15 protein-coding genes are annotated in these 16,277 nt (G+C 55.6%); 7 read left to right on the plus strand and 8 right to left on the minus strand.

Going from position 1 to position 16,277, the window contains the following annotated elements:
* Positions 1–37: 37 nt before the first annotated feature.
* The 8 genes from ACJBF3_RS16565 to betI form a co-directional block, all read right to left on the minus strand.
* Positions 38–1,732, minus strand: coding sequence for a thiamine pyrophosphate-binding protein (locus ACJBF3_RS16565; protein WP_045325614.1), 1,695 nt, complete (start codon positions 1,730–1,732; stop codon positions 38–40).
* 33 nt (positions 1,733–1,765) lie between these two features.
* Positions 1,766–2,506 carry an SDR family oxidoreductase gene (locus tag ACJBF3_RS16570; RefSeq protein WP_045325617.1) on the minus strand — a complete coding sequence of 247 codons (741 nt, stop codon included), beginning with the start codon at positions 2,504–2,506 and terminating at the stop codon, positions 1,766–1,768.
* Between the two features lie 275 nt (positions 2,507–2,781).
* Entirely contained in the window at positions 2,782–3,429 is a 648-nt protein-coding gene (locus tag ACJBF3_RS16575) for an anti-sigma factor domain-containing protein (protein WP_045325619.1), read from the minus strand.
* Complete coding sequence (locus ACJBF3_RS16580; RefSeq protein WP_045325622.1) at positions 3,426–3,980, minus strand: RNA polymerase sigma factor; 555 nt, start codon at positions 3,978–3,980, stop codon at positions 3,426–3,428. Before ACJBF3_RS16580 ends, ACJBF3_RS16575 begins: the two co-directional genes overlap by 4 nt.
* 43 nt (positions 3,981–4,023) lie before the next feature.
* The gene (locus ACJBF3_RS16585) at positions 4,024–4,587 is read right to left on the minus strand and encodes a fasciclin domain-containing protein (RefSeq protein WP_045325624.1); all 564 of its coding nucleotides are present in this window, start codon (positions 4,585–4,587) and stop codon (positions 4,024–4,026) included.
* 150 nt (positions 4,588–4,737) lie between these two features.
* Positions 4,738–6,402, minus strand: a complete 1,665-nt coding sequence (betA, locus tag ACJBF3_RS16590; protein WP_045325626.1) for a choline dehydrogenase — start codon at positions 6,400–6,402, stop codon at positions 4,738–4,740.
* 13 nt (positions 6,403–6,415) lie between these two features.
* Positions 6,416–7,888, minus strand: a complete 1,473-nt coding sequence (gene betB, locus ACJBF3_RS16595; protein WP_045325628.1) for a betaine-aldehyde dehydrogenase — start codon at positions 7,886–7,888, stop codon at positions 6,416–6,418.
* Positions 7,889–7,901: 13 nt separating this feature from the next.
* Positions 7,902–8,489 (minus strand): transcriptional regulator BetI, encoded by a 588-nt coding sequence (gene betI / locus ACJBF3_RS16600; protein WP_045325630.1) that lies wholly within the window; start codon positions 8,487–8,489, stop codon positions 7,902–7,904.
* Between the two features lie 128 nt (positions 8,490–8,617).
* Between betI and betT the strand changes: the two genes are divergently transcribed.
* The 7 genes from betT (at position 8,618) to ACJBF3_RS16635 (ending at position 16,268) form a co-directional block, all read left to right on the plus strand.
* Positions 8,618–10,651, plus strand: a complete 2,034-nt coding sequence (betT, locus tag ACJBF3_RS16605; RefSeq protein WP_406545232.1) for a choline BCCT transporter BetT — start codon at positions 8,618–8,620, stop codon at positions 10,649–10,651.
* Positions 10,652–11,329: 678 nt separating this feature from the next.
* A complete protein-coding gene (locus tag ACJBF3_RS16610; RefSeq protein ID WP_045325634.1) occupies positions 11,330–11,710 on the plus strand; it encodes a hypothetical protein in 381 nt (126 codons plus the stop codon).
* Positions 11,711–11,741: 31 nt separating this feature from the next.
* The gene (locus ACJBF3_RS16615) at positions 11,742–12,338 is read left to right on the plus strand and encodes a hypothetical protein (protein ID WP_223239956.1); all 597 of its coding nucleotides are present in this window, start codon (positions 11,742–11,744) and stop codon (positions 12,336–12,338) included.
* Positions 12,339–12,441: 103 nt separating this feature from the next.
* A complete protein-coding gene (locus tag ACJBF3_RS16620; protein WP_045325636.1) occupies positions 12,442–12,996 on the plus strand; it encodes a fimbrial protein in 555 nt (184 codons plus the stop codon).
* 57 nt (positions 12,997–13,053) lie between these two features.
* On the plus strand, positions 13,054–13,380 hold the full coding sequence (locus ACJBF3_RS16625; protein WP_406545233.1) for a molecular chaperone: 327 nt from the start codon (positions 13,054–13,056) through the stop codon (positions 13,378–13,380).
* Between the two features lie 68 nt (positions 13,381–13,448).
* Positions 13,449–13,733 (plus strand): molecular chaperone, encoded by a 285-nt coding sequence (locus ACJBF3_RS16630; RefSeq protein WP_284948488.1) that lies wholly within the window; start codon positions 13,449–13,451, stop codon positions 13,731–13,733.
* Positions 13,734–13,904: 171 nt separating this feature from the next.
* Complete coding sequence (locus tag ACJBF3_RS16635) at positions 13,905–16,268, plus strand: fimbria/pilus outer membrane usher protein (RefSeq protein WP_045325641.1); 2,364 nt, start codon at positions 13,905–13,907, stop codon at positions 16,266–16,268.
* Positions 16,269–16,277: the final 9 nt, after the last annotated feature.

Raw genomic sequence — 16,277 nt, forward strand, 5'->3', positions numbered from 1 at the left:
ATAAGTTTTTTATGTAGGGTACAGCGTAAATGCGCGGCTAATCCGCGGAAATTGCGATTTCAATCAAATTGGTTTTTCCTGACTGCAGCCCGCGCGTTACCGCTTCGGCGATATCTGCCGCCTCGGTCACCCGGCAGGAGGGGACGCCCATGGCGGTGGCAAGGGACTGAAAATCGATATGCGGGTTCACCAGGTCCATCCCGATAAAACGCCCCAGCCGCGTTGAACTGTAGTCAGCCTGGCTCTTCATAAAGTTTTTCAGGATGTTGTACTCCCTGTTATTCATGACGATAAAGGTGACCGGCAGGTTCTCGTGTGCCGCCGTCCAGAGCGCCTGCGGCGAGTACAGCGAGGCGCCGTCACCTATCAGGCATACCACCGGCTCCCGTCCGCGCCCCAGCGAGTGCCCCACTGAGGCGGGCATCCCCCAGCCCAGTCCGCCGCCGCGCATAAAGTAGTAGCGCTGATGCTGCTGGTCAGAGATGAACCGGCGGACGTGTCTGGCGGTCGCTATCGCCTCATCAACGATGGTAGTACCCGCGGGAATGGAACGGATAACTTCCCAGGCCGCGACCATCGGCGAAAGGGTTGGGCGTAGCCGCTCGGCGGCCAGACGTTCTTCCTGCTGCAGCCACTCCTTCTCGCGCTCGTCGCGGGCCGCAACCAGCAGCCGCTGGTGGGACAGACTGCTGGCGATCAGGCGCTGCTCAAGCTTCGGCAACAGTTCGTGCAGGGACAGTTTGATATCCCCCATCACTGAAAGCCGAGTGGCGTACGTGCGGCCAAGCTCGTGCATATCTGCCGAGAGCTGATACACCGCGCAGGTCGCCGGAATGGCCTCGCCTTCGCTGTATAAAATGGTGATCAGGCTTCTGCCGCCGATGATAAACACGGCATCGTAGGCATTAATGATGCTGGCAATTTCGCTGGCGGTGGTGGGCATATTGCCCCGCCAGAGTGCGTGCTGGGTGGGGAAGGGTAAATTCAGCGGCCAGGAGGAGCCGTAGACGTGGGCGCTGAGCGCTTCCGCCAGCTGGACAATCTCCTGCGTCGAGCCGCTGGAGTGGACTTCATCTCCCGCCACAATCATGATCCTGCCTGGCGCGATCTCGCTGAGCGCCTCAGCCAGTTCGTCCAGCGAGCCAGCGACGGTGTGGTAGTTCACTCTGGACGCCGTCTGTATTCCGGCGTCGCTCAGTTCCTCCATGACGTTCATTGGAAGAGAAAGCAGAACCGGGCCGGCCGGAGGATAGCTGGCAGCGTGAAACGCGCGGCGCACCAGCACCGGAAGCTGGTCGGCGCTGGTGACCTCCTGCGCCCATTTCATGACCGGGGAACCAATGGAGACAATGTCATCGTACAGAAGCGGGTCGCGAACGTAGTGCCGCGTATCCTGCTGCCCGACGGTTACCACCAGCGGGGTTTTCATGATCCGCGAGTTAATGAGATTCCCCATGCCGTGCCCCAGGCCGCTGGCGGTGTGCAGGTTGATAAAACCCGTTTTACCGGAGGCTTTCGCATAGCCGTCGGCAATGGCGACCACGCTGCTCTCCTGAAGTGCAAGAATATAGTGAATATTTTCATGGCGAAGCAGGGCATCAATGAGCGGCAGTTCGGTTGTGCCGGGGTTGCCAAAAATATATTCCACGCCTTCACTCTCCAGCACTTCAAGGAGAATATCGGCGCCCGTTCGCATATTGAGATCTGATAAGGACGTTAATGATTTAATCATAATGACACCTCATTCAGTATTATTTAACGCAGGCTAAAATTCTTCCTGCGTCGGACGAACAACAATTTCATTAATATCAACGTCGCCAGGCTGTTCAATGGCAAATAAAACCGCGCGGGCAATCGCATCAGCCGGAATAGCCTGCTTATAAAATTCATGGAGAAATTTTTTACTCTCTACGTCAGAGCTGCCGAATTGAAGTTCGCTTTCGACGGCACCGGGCGAAATAAGCGTCGTGCGGATGGTTTTTCCCGCCTCCTGACGCAGGCCTTCGCTCAGCGCGCGAACGGCGAATTTTGTGGCGCTATACACCACGCCGCCAGGGGCCAGTACCTTGATGCCCGCAACGGAGGCCACGTTAATAAAATGCCCGCTGCCCTGACGCTGAAACACCGGTAATGCCGCCGCGATGCCGTACAGCACGCCTTTCAGATTGGTATCAATCATCTTGTCCCATTCGTCGGTTTTCAGCTCGCAAAGGGGGGCGATAGCCATAAAGCCCGCGTTGTTGATCAGCACATCCACGCGCTGGTAGGCGGCAACGGCGGCATCAATGGCGCGCTGAACCTCTTCCTGACGGGTCACATCCGCCTTCACGGCAATGGCCTTTCCCCCTTGCTGAATTATTTGATCCACCAGGGCATTAATTCTGTCGAGACGGCGCGCCACCAGCACCAGCGAAAATGCGTTATTCGCTAAATGGAGGGCAATGGCCTGACCAATACCGCTGCTGGCACCGGTGATGACAATAACGTTGTTTCGACTATTATTCATGATCTTATCTCGCTATTGAGTGATGCAAAAAAATAAAATGCAGATAAGCGTTGATGAATAATGACAAATTCATTAACGCGGCTTTTTGATATATTGTGTATCGGGAATAAAATGTTGTTCGTTTAAAACTTAATGGAGTGCGGAAGAGTCTGTCAATGTCGTTTTTTAATAATTAAATTAATTGCAGACCTAATATTTAATTCTTATATGTAACCGAGAAGAGTATAAAATAGAAATAGAGTGATGCTGCAGGCCCTGCGAACAGGGCCTGAGGATTATATTTTTCCACTGTAGAGCACCGGGCCTGTTGGCAGGCCAGTGGGGGATCCGCCCTCTGGTTCAAGGCTTATCGCTATCGTGGCGTCAGGAGGAAGCGTTGTGTTCCTGAGGGCCACCGTCGTTGGGATATCGCTATGCAGCAGCCCCAGCGAGACAGGGGCCTGTCCGGTCGGGATCAGCCAAAGCTGCAGGCTGTGCTGCGCCGGGACGGCGGCGGGGCCGAGAGGTGCAATACTCAGCTGCTGACGGCGGCTGTCCGCACTCACTACCCACTGCCCGCGCTGTTGGGCATCGTTGAGCACCATCAGCGGTGCGAGCGCTGGCGTGCGGGTGGAGTACCACGTCACGACGCTAAAGGCGGCAAGGCCGGCGGCCACCATCCAGCCGAGGTAAGGTCGCCAGTTGCGCACCGGCCGGTTGGACGGCAGTTCGAGGGCAATTTTTTTCCACACCGACTCAGGAGGCGTGATGGGGACGAGGTGGCTATCGAGCGTGCTGAACATCTGCTGCCAGTACGCTACGCGCGCAGCCAGCGCGGGTTCCGCGGCAATCCTTTTCTGGAACTGCAGCCGCGCGCCTCCCCGCAGGGTGCCGAGGGCATATTCTGCTGCCAGCATGTCGTCGCGTTTTTCTGCGTCATTCATAGCCCCACACACTCCCGAAGATGATCCATTGCGCGACGTATCCAGCTTTTCACTGAGCCTACGGGCTGCTGGAGCCAGTCGGCAATATCGCTGTGAGACATCCCCTGATAGTAGGCGAGCGTAATGCTCTGGCGCTGCTCGCTGCTCAAATGTTCGAGACAGTGCCTGAGCCGTTCTGCCTGTGCATCGTCGTGCCAGCTGTTCTGCTCATCGTTCTCGCCCGGGAGAAGCGCTTCGTTATACGCCGTCTCGCGCTCGGCGGCCCGGGTTTGCCCGCTGCGCAGCCAGTCTATACAGCGGTTGCGAACAATGTGCGTAAGCCAGGTCATTGGAGAACTCAGGGCGGCATTATAGGTTTCAGCTTTACTCCAGACGGTGAGAAAACAGTCGTGAAGGATCTCTTCCGCCCATGCCCGGTCACGCAGCATGCGCAGCGCGACGGCAAACAGATGCGGCGAGGTGAGTCGGTAGAGTTGTTCAAATGCACGGCGATCGCCGTTAGCGACCGCCTGCATTAATTTTTGCTGCTGTTCAGCCAGCGCGTTATCCATGTTTTCCCCGGAAGGCAGCGTCACACTTCCGAAGTATAGACAACTACTTAGGCATCAGAACGGTATCGATCACATCGATCACGCCATTTTTTTGATGAACGTCGTAGGTGCTGATGTTTGCCACGTTGCCTTTGGCATCCTTAAGCTGAATATTGTGCAGGCCGTTGCTCATGATCCACAGCGGCTGACCGTTAACGGTCTTCAGCTCCGCGCGGCCGCCACCCTGTTTAATCTTCTGCTCCAGCGCTTTCATATCGTAATTACCGGCGACCACGTGGTAGGTCAGGATGCTGGTGAGCAGGGCTTTGTTTTCGGGTTTGACCAGGTTATCGACGGTGCCGGCGGGCAATTTTGCAAACGCCGCATTGGTCGGCGCAAACACGGTGAACGGTCCTTTGCTCTGAAGGGTATCCACCAGTCCGGCGGCTTTGACTGCCGCTACCAGGGTGGTGTGATCTTTCGAGTTCACGGCGTTTTCAACAATATTTTTGCTCGGGAACATAGCCGCTCCGCCCACCATCACGGTGTCTGACGTCATGGCTGCTGATGCGCCTGCACAGAAGAGTAAAGCGCTGGTTACGAAGGCAACACGGGTTAGCTTTTTCATCATCATTCCTCGGATTGGGGAGCAAAGGAGTTGCTCACATACCCATATACGAGGGCTGGGGGGAAACTGGATGCAGGGAAATAAAAATAAATTCAGGAGACGTTTATTCCCTCTCCCCAATGGGGAGAGGGTTAGGGTGAGGGGCAACCCTCAGCGGCGAACCGGCGCGCCGTTCGCCACGTAATACGCCGCCGTGCTCTTCGCCAGCGGTTCCCGCCCGCGAATCGCATCGGCAATTTTCTCGCCGATCATAATGGTGGTGGCGTTCAGGTTGCCGGTGATGATCTGCGGCATGATCGACGCATCCACCACGCGCAGCCCTTCCAGTCCGTGAACGCGGCCTTCGCCGTCAACCACCGCCATCTCGTCATAGCCCATCTTGCAGGTGCCGCACGGATGGAACGCGGTTTCGGCGTGGTTACGCACGAACTCGTCCAGCTGCTCGTCGGTCTGGCAGTCAATACCCGGACTGATTTCACGGCCGCGGTACTTGTCCAGCGCGGGCTGGTGCATGATCTCGCGGGTGATGCGGATCGCGTCGCGGAACTCCTGCCAGTCCTGCTCGTGGGACATATAGTTGAACAGGATCGCCGGATGCTGGTGCGGATCGCGGGACTTGATGCGCACGTGTCCGCGGCTCGGCGAGCGCATAGAGCCAACGTGGCACTGGAAGCCGTGCTCTTTCACCGCGTTCGAGCCATTGTAGTTAATCGCGACCGGCAGGAAGTGGTACTGAATGTTCGGCCATTCGAACTCCTCGCGGCTGCGGATAAACCCGCCCGCCTCGAAGTGGTTGCTCGCGCCCACGCCGGTGCCGCCAAACAGCCACTCGGCGCCAATCTTCGGCTGGTTCCACCACTGCAGGGCAGGGTAGAGGGAGACCGGCTCCTTGCACTCGTACTGGAGGTACATCTCCAGGTGATCCTGCAGGTTTTCGCCCACGCCGGGCAGGTCGTGCACCAGCGGGATATCGAACTGCTTCAGCAGCTCGGCATTGCCCACGCCGGAGCGCTGGAGGATCTGCGGGGAGGCAATGGCCCCGGCGCACAGCAGCACCTCTTTATTCGCCGTCGCTTTCGACGGAATGGTGCTTTCCCCTTCCAGCCACTCGACGCCCACCGCGCGCTTGCCGTCAAAGATAATGTGGTCGGTCATGGCGTGGGTGCGGATGGTCAGGTTCGGGCGTTGCTTTGCCTGGTCCAGATAACCGCGCGCGGTGCTGGCGCGTCGGCCCTGCGGCGTGACCGTGCGGTCCATCGGGCCGAAGCCTTCCTGCTGATAGCCGTTGAGATCCTCCGTGCGCGGGTAGCCCGCCTGCACGCCCGCTTCCACCATCGCCTCAAACAGCGGGTTCACGCCCGGCTTAGAGGTGGTGACGCTCACCGGACCGTCGCCGCCGTGGTAGTCGTTCGGCCCCACGTCGCGCGTCTCGGCCTTGCGGTAGTAGGGCAGGCAGTTGAGGTAGCTCCAGTGCTCCAGGCCATCTTCTTTCGCCCAGTTATCCAGATCCATGGCGTTGCCGCGGATGTAGCACATGCCGTTGATCAGCGACGAACCGCCCAGCCCTTTACCGCGCCCGCACTCCATGCGGCGGTTGTTCATGAACGGCTCAGGCTCGGTTTCGTACGCCCAGTTGTAGCGCTTGCCCTGCAGCGGGAACGCCAGCGCGGCGGGCATCTGGGTGCGGAAGTCAAAGCGGTAATCCGGCCCGCCCGCCTCAAGCAGCAGCACGGTGGTATTCGGATCTTCGGTCAGTCGCGTTGCCAGCACGTTGCCGGCAGAGCCGGCGCCGATAATGATGTAGTCAAATTGCAAATAAACCTCCCGGTTAAAATATGGACTGGAATTTACCCATCTCAACCTGGATGGACTTCACCTGGGTGTAGCTCTGCAGCGTCATCACGCCGTTCTCGCGGCCAATGCCGGAGTGTTTGTAGCCGCCCACCGGCATCTCTGCGGCGGATTCACCCCAGGTGTTGATCCAGCAGATGCCCGCTTCGAGCTGATGAATGGCGCCGTGGGCGCGGTTCAGATCGGCGGTGACGATCCCCGCCGCCAGCCCGTAGTCGGTGTCGTTGGCGCGGCGAATGGCCTCTTCATCGGTTTCATAGGTGAGGATGGACATCACCGGGCCGAAGATCTCCTCGCGCACGATGGTCATCTCGTCGGTGCAGTCGGTGAACACGGTCGGGGCCACCCACGCGCCGCTGTCGAACGCTTCGCCCTTCAGCACGTCTCCGCCGCACAGCACGCGCGCGCCTTCTTCTTTACCTTTGGCGATGTAGCGCAGCACGCTGTCGCGGTGCGGGAAGCTGACCATCGGCCCGAAGTTGGTTTTCACATCGAACAGATCCCCCGCGCGGATGCGGCCCACGCGCTCAACGATTTTCTGCTCAAACGCGGCCTTAAACTTCGCAGGCACGAACACGCGGGTGCCGTTAGTGCACACCTGACCGGAGCTGAAGAAGTTCGCCATCATGGCGATGTCCGCCGCGAGATCGAGATCCGCGTCGTCAAAAATAATCAGCGGCGATTTGCCGCCCAGCTCCATCGTCACCTCTTTCAGGGACGAGGCCGCCGAGTTCGCCATCACCTTTTTGCCGCTGGCGACGCCGCCGGTGAAGGAGACTTTGGCGATGCCCGGATGCTCGGTCAGGTACTGACCGGTCTCCGCGCCCACGCCCGGCAGGACGTTAAACACGCCGTCCGGCAGACCCGCTTCGGTATAGATTTCGGCAAGCCTGAGGGCGGTGAGCGGCGTCACTTCGCTCGGCTTGAAGATCATCGCGTTGCCCGCCGCCAGCGCCGGGGCCGATTTCCACAGGGCAATCTGGATCGGGTAGTTCCACGCGCCGATGCCCGCCACCACGCCCAGCGGCTCGCGGCGGGTGTAGACGAACGAGGTCTCACGCAGGGGGATCTGGCTGCCTTCCAGCGCCGGGATCAGCCCTGCGTAGTACTCCAGCACGTCCGCGCCGGTGACGATATCCACGGTCGAGGTTTCGGAATAAGCTTTGCCGGTGTCGAGGGTTTCCAGCTTTGCCAGATCGTCGTTGCGCTCGCGCAGGATGTCCACGGCGCGACGCAGGATGCGCGAGCGCTCCATGGCGGTCATCGCCGCCCAGATTTTTTGCCCGCGCGCTGCGCTTTCTACGGCGCGATCGACGTCTTCGCGCCCGGCGGCCTGCACGCTCGCCAGGACTTCACCGTTGGCCGGGTTGATGGTCTCGAAGGTGCGACCGCTGGTGGCGGATGTATAACCACCATTGATATAAAGCTGCTGTTCTGCCATTCGGGACATAAATTCTCCTCGGTTATTCGGTCGGTAAATGCTGGCTGATAAAGTGGCTGGTCAGCGATTGCGCCAGGGTCTTATCCAGCGGCTTGCCGCTCAGTGCAGCGCGCAGCCACAGTCCGTCGATCAGCGCCGCCAGCCCGTAGCCCGCCTCCTGGGCCTGCTCGCGCGGCAGCGCGCGGCGGAATTCGTACACCAGATTCGACAGCAGGCGACGGCTGCTCACCTGCTGCAGGCGGTAGAGCATCGGCTGGTGCATGCTGCTCGCCCAGAAGGCCAGCCAGGCCTTCATCGCCGCGCTGCTGACCTGGGTTTCATCAAAGTTGCCGCCGACAATCGCCTGCAGTCGCTGCTCCGCGCTGCCGTCCGGCAGGGCGTGCAGGCGGCTTAATACCGCGTCGCGAAGCTGGCCGGTGATGTCGCGCATGGTCGCTTCCAGCAGGCCATTTTTGTCTTTGAAATAGTGACTGATGATCCCGGTGGAAACGCCCGCCCGACGGGCTATCTGCGCGATCGTCGCGTCATGCATTCCCACTTCATTTATTGCTTCCAGCGTGGCGTTAATTAGCTGCCTGCGCCGGATCGGCTGCATCCCCACTTTGGGCATTGTTGCCACTCCATTCATCAGCTTTGGTAATACATTAAAGCGGTTTTTGATTGGACGTTCAATATAAAATGTGTCTTAATTGTTGCGGATTTGGATTTTAATAGTTACAAAAACAGTGGGGATACTGGATGACAGACCTTTCACAAGACAGAGAAAAAGACAAAATCAACCCGGTCGTTTTTTATACTTCCGCCGGGCTGATTTTGTTGTTTTCCCTGACGACCATCTTCTTTCGCGATTTTTCCGCCGAGTGGATTGGGCGCACCCTGAACTGGGTGTCGAAGACCTTCGGCTGGTACTACCTGCTGGCCGCGACGCTTTATATCGTCTTCGTGGTCTGCATTGCATGCTCGCGCTTCGGTTCGGTGAAGCTGGGGCCGGAGCAGTCCAAGCCCGAGTTCAGCCTGCTGAGCTGGGCCGCGATGCTGTTTGCCGCGGGCATCGGCATCGACCTGATGTTCTTCTCCGTGGCCGAACCGGTTACGCAGTATATGCAGCCGCCGGAAGGGGCAGGGCAGACGATGGAGGCCGCGCGCCAGGCGATGGTCTGGACGCTGTTCCACTACGGCCTGACGGGCTGGTCGATGTACGCCCTGATGGGGATGGCGCTCGGATACTTTAGCTATCGTTATAATTTGCCCCTCACCATTCGCTCCGCGCTGTACCCGATCTTCGGTAAAAAAATCAACGGACCGATTGGCCACAGCGTCGATATCGCGGCGGTGATCGGCACCATCTTCGGCATCGCGACGACGCTCGGCATCGGCGTGGTGCAGCTTAACTACGGGCTGAGCGTGCTGTTTGATATTCCGGATTCGATAGCGGCGAAGGCGGCGCTGATTGCGCTGTCGGTGATTATCGCCACCATTTCGGTGACGTCGGGCGTCGATAAGGGCATCCGCGTGCTCTCCGAGCTGAACGTTGCGCTGGCGCTGGGGCTGATCCTGTTCGTGCTGTTTATGGGCGACACCTCGTTCCTGCTCAACGCCTTAGTGCTCAACGTGGGCGACTACGTGAACCGCTTTATGGGCATGACGCTGAACAGCTTCGCCTTCGACCGCCCGGTCGAGTGGATGAACAACTGGACGCTGTTCTTCTGGGCGTGGTGGGTAGCGTGGTCGCCGTTTGTCGGCCTGTTCCTGGCGCGTATTTCGCGTGGCCGCACCATCCGCCAGTTCGTGATGGGCACGCTGATTATCCCGTTCACCTTCACCCTGCTGTGGCTGTCGGTGTTTGGCAACAGCGCGCTGCACGAGATCATCCACGGCAATGCGGGTTTTGCGCAGGAAGCGATGGCGCACCCGGAGCGCGGTTTCTACAGCCTGCTGGCGCAGTACCCGGCGTTTACCTTTAGCGCCTCCGTGGCGACCATCACCGGCCTGCTGTTTTACGTCACCTCGGCGGATTCCGGCGCGCTGGTGCTGGGCAACTTTACCTCGAAGCTCAAGGATATTAACAGCGATGCCCCGAACTGGCTGCGCATCTTCTGGTCCGTGGCCATCGGCCTGCTGACGCTCGGCATGCTGATGACCAACGGCATTTCGGCGCTGCAGAACACGACGGTGATCATGGGCCTGCCGTTCAGCTTCGTCATCTTCTTCGTGATGGCGGGGCTGTATAAATCGCTTAAGGTAGAAGACTACCGCCGCGTCAGCGCCAGCCGCCACACCGCCCCGCGCCCGATGGGCGCGCAGGACAGGCTGAGCTGGAAGAAACGTCTCTCGCGCCTGATGAACTACCCGGGCACGCGCTACACCAGGCAGATGATGGAGACGGTCTGCTTCCCGGCGATGGAGGAAGTGGCGCAGGAGCTGAAGCTGCGCGGAGCCTACGTGGAGCTGAAAAACCTGCCGCCGGAGGAGGGCGAGACCCTGGGGCACCTGGATCTGCTGGTGCACATGGGCGACGAGCAGAACTTTGTCTACCAGATCTGGCCGCAGCAGTATTCCGTACCCGGGTTTACCTATCGGGCGCGCAGCGGGAAATCGACCTACTACCGGCTGGAAACCTTCCTGCTGGAAGGCAGCCAGGGGAATGATTTGATGGACTACAGCAAGGAGCAGGTGATTACGGACATACTGGACCAGTATGAACGGCACCTGAACTTTATCCACCTGCACAGGGAAGCGCCGGGGAATAGCGTGATGTTCCCGGACACGTAAGTAACGCTGTCTATAAACGCGCACGATAAGGCAAGTGTCTACTGACACTTGCCTTTTTTTTCCCTTAAGTTTGCCGGGAGCACTCATCAGGGGAAGGGGAGAAGGAGTGCGTCGGAATAATGTTAATTTTCATCAAAAAAATTGATCTGAACGCGCTTTTCCGGAAGTTGTTTGATTTTAAAGAGATTTTATTATTTTTCACGCGAGCGGCTGTTAGGCATTCGTAAAGAAACTTCAGATTTTGTAGTAGGCGTTTTACTAAAACTCAAAGTTTTGTCATGAATAATCTTAAATTAACCCTATTAAGAAAAGGTTTAATTCCCTTTCTTTACTCTACTAACTTATTGATTTGATTTATCGAATACTTGTTGTTTGGTTTTTTGTTCTATTTTGTTAAAAATAATGGATGAATATGCTTGTGTAATGATTATGTTAAAAATTAGTGTTTAGATTATACATTTTTTTATCAAAAGGAATTATATACTTAATTATGTTTTTTATGCAGTTTAATGTTTTATAAAAATTTTAACTAATGTCTTTTTATCTTGATAAAGTTGTCTCATTGTCACATTTTCTTCATTCGAATACCATCTTCTACAAATCAGGCGAACGCTGATTTACCCGGAGCGAAGGAGGAGATGTCACAGAAATGAGAACGATAATCCCTAAGGAGTGGTTGTGCCTTTTGTCTCTGACGAACTTCTGTATGGATACACCATTTTCCAGCATCTGGAATACAGGCCAGCAACGCGCACGCTAATTAATATCAAGAATGGCCGAATCAAAAGATTTGGCACGACAAAAGCCAGATTGTTTGAGTATTTATTGTCAGGAATGGATGAAGGAATTGTCTACGATAATGACATCATCATACATGTTTTTGAGGATCATGGGTTGCGGTGCTCCAGATCTTATCTGCTGTCCATGATTAAAAAAATTCAAAATGCGTTTAATACCGTCGGCTTTGAGCGGTATCCCTTTGCAAGGGTCGATGGAAAAGCTTATGTAATCGATCGCTCTTGTTTAGAACGCATATATGTTGTCAAAACTTCATCTTAATCATGTTATGTGAATAAAAAAGGAATGAACGTTGACGACGCTACTGGTGTTTACTCGGAATTTTGCAATGAGGCAGGCCATTCAGGGTTTATCCTCAGCGGACAGAGCGGTATTCTTTTTTGATAACCGCCTTGAGTTTATTGTCTGTGCAACAATCCTGGATAAGCCTTGCATATTGATTGATGCAATAGATGAAACAACAGATAACATAGGGTGGTTATATTCTCGGCTCGCGGCCAGAGGGTTATCGCGGCGAACCTATTTTATTTCGCCAGAAGAAAATACAGGCAATAGCTATTTAAAACTCTTCTGGCTAGTTACAACGATTAAAGAGTTGAAGGCGCTTTGCGATCGTGCAGCGAAACTTCCCACAACGGAAAAATCGTGGGAAATAGCCGATGTTATTTACGACAGGTTATCGGAAAAGCTATCGGCAGAACATCTGGACTTTCTGATGACGCTGTACGATGCGTCGACCGGTGAATATCGTTGCAATGACCGTGATGACATAAATAAAAACTATTATTTAAGAAAGCGACTGGCACTAGGAAGCAGTTCAGAGATGAAGCAACTCATCGTCATTTTAACCACTCAGGCTTATCACCATCCTTGTTTAAAATCAGCCTGACTGGGCATTAAATAATATATTAACTGGTTTAGCGGACTTATTCCGCTGTTCCTGTATTGACATGACGTCAATACAGATAATGTTCAATCCTAAGGATAAAGCTATGCAAACTAAAATTACCCGTGTAATTCGGAATGTGCTGACGGCCGCAGCCGTGAGCGGAATCACCTTTGCCGCGCAGGCGGCCGATGGAAAAATTAATTTCACCGGCACAATCCTTGATTCAGCCTGTACAATTGATACCAATACGGCGAATCAGACCGTTAACCTTGGAAAAATCCCCAAAAGCTCGTTTAGCGCGGCTGGATCTGTTGCTGCCGCAACCCGCTTTAGCATTGTGCTGAACAATTGCCCCGCGGCCGTTACCTCTGCCTCCATTAAGTTTGATGGTACTGCGGACAGCTCTGACACCAGTATTCTTGCGCTGAACAGCGATCAGACGGCGAAAGGCGTAGGCGTTGCGTTTTATGAAGAGGACGGCATTACCGCGATCCCTCTGGCTACCCAGTCGAAGAGCATCACGCTTGACACCAGCGCAGGTGAAGATGCCGCAAACAGCAATAAGATGACCTTCGTGGCGAAATATAAGGCAACGCAGGCTGCCGTGGTGGCGGGTACGGCAAACGCGACGTCAGATTTTACCATTACCTATCAGTAATATCCTGGGCGTACCTGAGGTGCGCCCCGTTGTCTCTTGCTGAAATATCGGGAACGTATGATGAGTCAACTTATTCGAACAATTGTATTATTAAGCGCTTGCCTGATTTTTCTGCCGGTTCAGGCCAGCATAACCGTCGGGGGAACGCGCTTAATTTATAACGGAAATGACAATGAAGCCTCACTTCCTGTGAGCAACAGCCGAGATGCTGTTCCCTATTTAATTCAGTCATGGGTTGAGTTAGGTGAAAACGCGAAGGAGAAGGTTCCTTTTATCGTTACGCCGCCCTTGTTCCGCCTCGACGGCGGGCATGAAAATACGCTGCGGATCATTTATACCGGTGAAAAAAACTGCCTGATAATCACGAATCTGTTTTTTGGCTAAACGTTAAGTCTATTCCCTCAATGACCCGGTCAGATGAAAATCGGCTGCTTATTGCCGTTAAAACGCGCATGAAGATTTTCTATCGCCCTGCGGCGCTGGCATCAGAAAAAGCCGGTGAAGCATGGACGAAATTAACATTTGAGCCGCGCGGTGAACGCCTGGTGATTAATAATCCCACGCCGTTCTACGTTTCTCTTTATTCGTTAACTATTGGCAATAAGACGATTGCGCAGCCGCCCATGATTTCACCCTTTAGTTCAGAAACGGTGGCTGGCAGTGGAAAACAGGTGGCCTGGAAAGCCATAAATGATTTTGGTGGCGTAACAGCAGAAAAGCGCCAGATGCTGAAATAAAAAATATTAACAATACGCATGTCACTCGCGCAGGTAAGCAAAGTGAATACTGTTCCTTTTTCTCGATATGGTTTTTTCTCTGGCTCGTGGCCTGACCGCGTAAGTCGACTCTCGACGATAGCGCTTTTTATTTCGGGCGTTTTTCCCGCAGCCGCAGGCGAACTCTATTTCATGGCCGATGCGCTTGAAAAAACACACTCGACTTCTCAGGGCATCGATCTGGGCCGCTTCGAGCGGGGAGAGCAGTTACCCGGCACCTACAGGGTGGAAATATGGCTTAATGAAAATTACATCCGAACGGAGAATATCTCTTTTGTATCTATTAACGGCGTCGGGCTGGCACCGGAGCTTAACCGTGGCGTGCTGGAATCGCTCGGAGTCAGGGTGAAGGCATTTCCTGAACTATCCATGCTGCCTGCCGAGGCGATCATTACCGACCCCGGCGCATTTATACCGGATGCCTCCACCCGGCTGGATTTTGACAGGCAGAGACTGGACATCTCTATCCCTCAGTCGGCGCTTAACGCGCGGGCACGCGGCACCGTTGACCCGTCGCGCTGGAACCAGGGCATTTCTGCACTGCTGGTAAATTACAGCATTAACGGCTCGCGCAGCTGGAGCAGGGACGGTGAGACGCAGGATCAGCTTTACACTAACCTGCAAAGCGGTATTAATGCAGGGCCGTGGCGCCTGCGTAATTACAGCACCCTGACGAAGAACAACGGAAAACAGTCGTTTTCGTCGTTGAATACGACCCTGAGCCGTGACGTCCAGTTTTTGAGAGGGCAGTTTCAGGTGGGGGAAACCAGCACCCCCGGCGACGTGTTTGACAGCGTGATGTTTCGCGGCGCGCAAATTTTTTCCGATGACACCATGCTGCCGGAGAGCATGCGCGGCTTCGCCCCCATCATTCGGGGAATTGCCCGCACCAACGCCACGGTTACCGTGAAGCAAAACGGCTACACGGTTTATCAAACCTACGTGGCGCCCGGCAGCTTTGTCATTCGCGATCTCTATCCTACGTCAGCGAGCGGCGATCTGGACATTGTCGTCACCGAAGCCGACGGCAGCGTCCAGCATTTCGTGCAGCCTTTCTCCGCGGTTCCCGTCATGCTGCGGGAAGGCCGCATGAAGTATGCGCTGAGCACAGGGGAGTTTCGAACCACCAGGCATGGCGCGCATACGCCCACATTCGGCCTGGGCACGCTGGCCTATGGCCTCTCCAACCATCTTACGCTTTACGGCGGTATTCTGGGGGCAGGTAACTATACCTCCGGCGTGCTCGGTTCCGGCCTCAGCTTTGGCGATATAGGCTCACTGTCGGCGGACGTTACCCTAGCCGATAGCCAGATCGTTGAGGAGAAAAATCGCCGCAGCCGGGGGCAGTCCTATCGGGTGCAGTATTCAAAAACGGTGGCCACGACCGACACCACCGTGACGCTCGCCAGCTATCGCTACTCCACGCAAGGGTTTTATACCTTTCAGGAAGTGAATGAATTTAGCAGCCAGCGCTACAACAAGCGAAGCCGACTGCAGCTCAACCTCAGCCAGTCGCTGCAAAGCTGGGGGAACTTTTATATTTCAGCATACCAGCAGGACTACTGGAGCAGGCAGGGCTATGAGCGCAACGTCAGCACCGGCTTTAACACCAGTATTCGCGATATCAATTACTCGCTCGGCTACACCTATAGCGAAACGCCGGGCAAAGACCGTAAGGACCAGATTCTCGCCTTTAACCTTCAGGTGCCGCTGAGCAAATGGCTGCCGCAAAGCTGGGCCAGCTATAGCGTGAATATGCAAAAGAACGGCCCCGAAACGCACCAGGTGGGTCTGAGCGGCACCGCCCTTGCCGATAATAACCTGAGCTACCTGGTTCAGCAGGGCTATACCTCGTCTGGCGGGGAATCGAGAAGCGCCCTGAGTGGAAGCTATAAAGGCGGCTACGGCACCGTAAGCGCAGGTTACAACTACAGCCGACAGAACAGCCAGCTGAACTTTGGCCTGCAGGGGGGGATTGTCGGCCACGAGCATGGCGTGACGTTCTCTCAGCCGCTGGGGGATACCGTTGTGCTGCTGGAAGCGCAGGGCGCGTCCGGCGTGAGCGTGCGCAATAATCCTGGCGTTAAAACGGACTGGCGTGGATATGCGGTAGTGCCCTATGCCAGCGCCTATCAGGAAAACCGGATTGCGATAGACACCGGTTCGCTGGGGCCGGACGTGGATGTGGCCGAATCCGTCGTTAACGTGGTACCTACGCGCGGTGCGGTGGTGCGCGCGACGTTCAAGGCGAGAACGGGATTCCGGGCACTGATAACGCTGCTGTACCAGAACTCGCCGGTGCCCTTTGGAGCCATGGTAAAGCTCAACGGAAGCGATGCGATGAGCATTGTCGGGAGCGACGGAGAGGTCTATATGAGCGGCCTGAACGACGGTGACAGTATAACCGTACAGTGGGGAGCGAAAACCTGCCGCGCCAAAATAAACGTGAACGCCTTGCCGGGTAAAATTCAGCGTACCACTGCGGCGTGTCGTTAAATTTCTCAT

Source organism: Enterobacter sp. PP-008-ECC_S150 (assembly GCF_045257065.1).
Lineage (GTDB): Bacteria > Pseudomonadota > Gammaproteobacteria > Enterobacterales > Enterobacteriaceae > Enterobacter > Enterobacter chengduensis.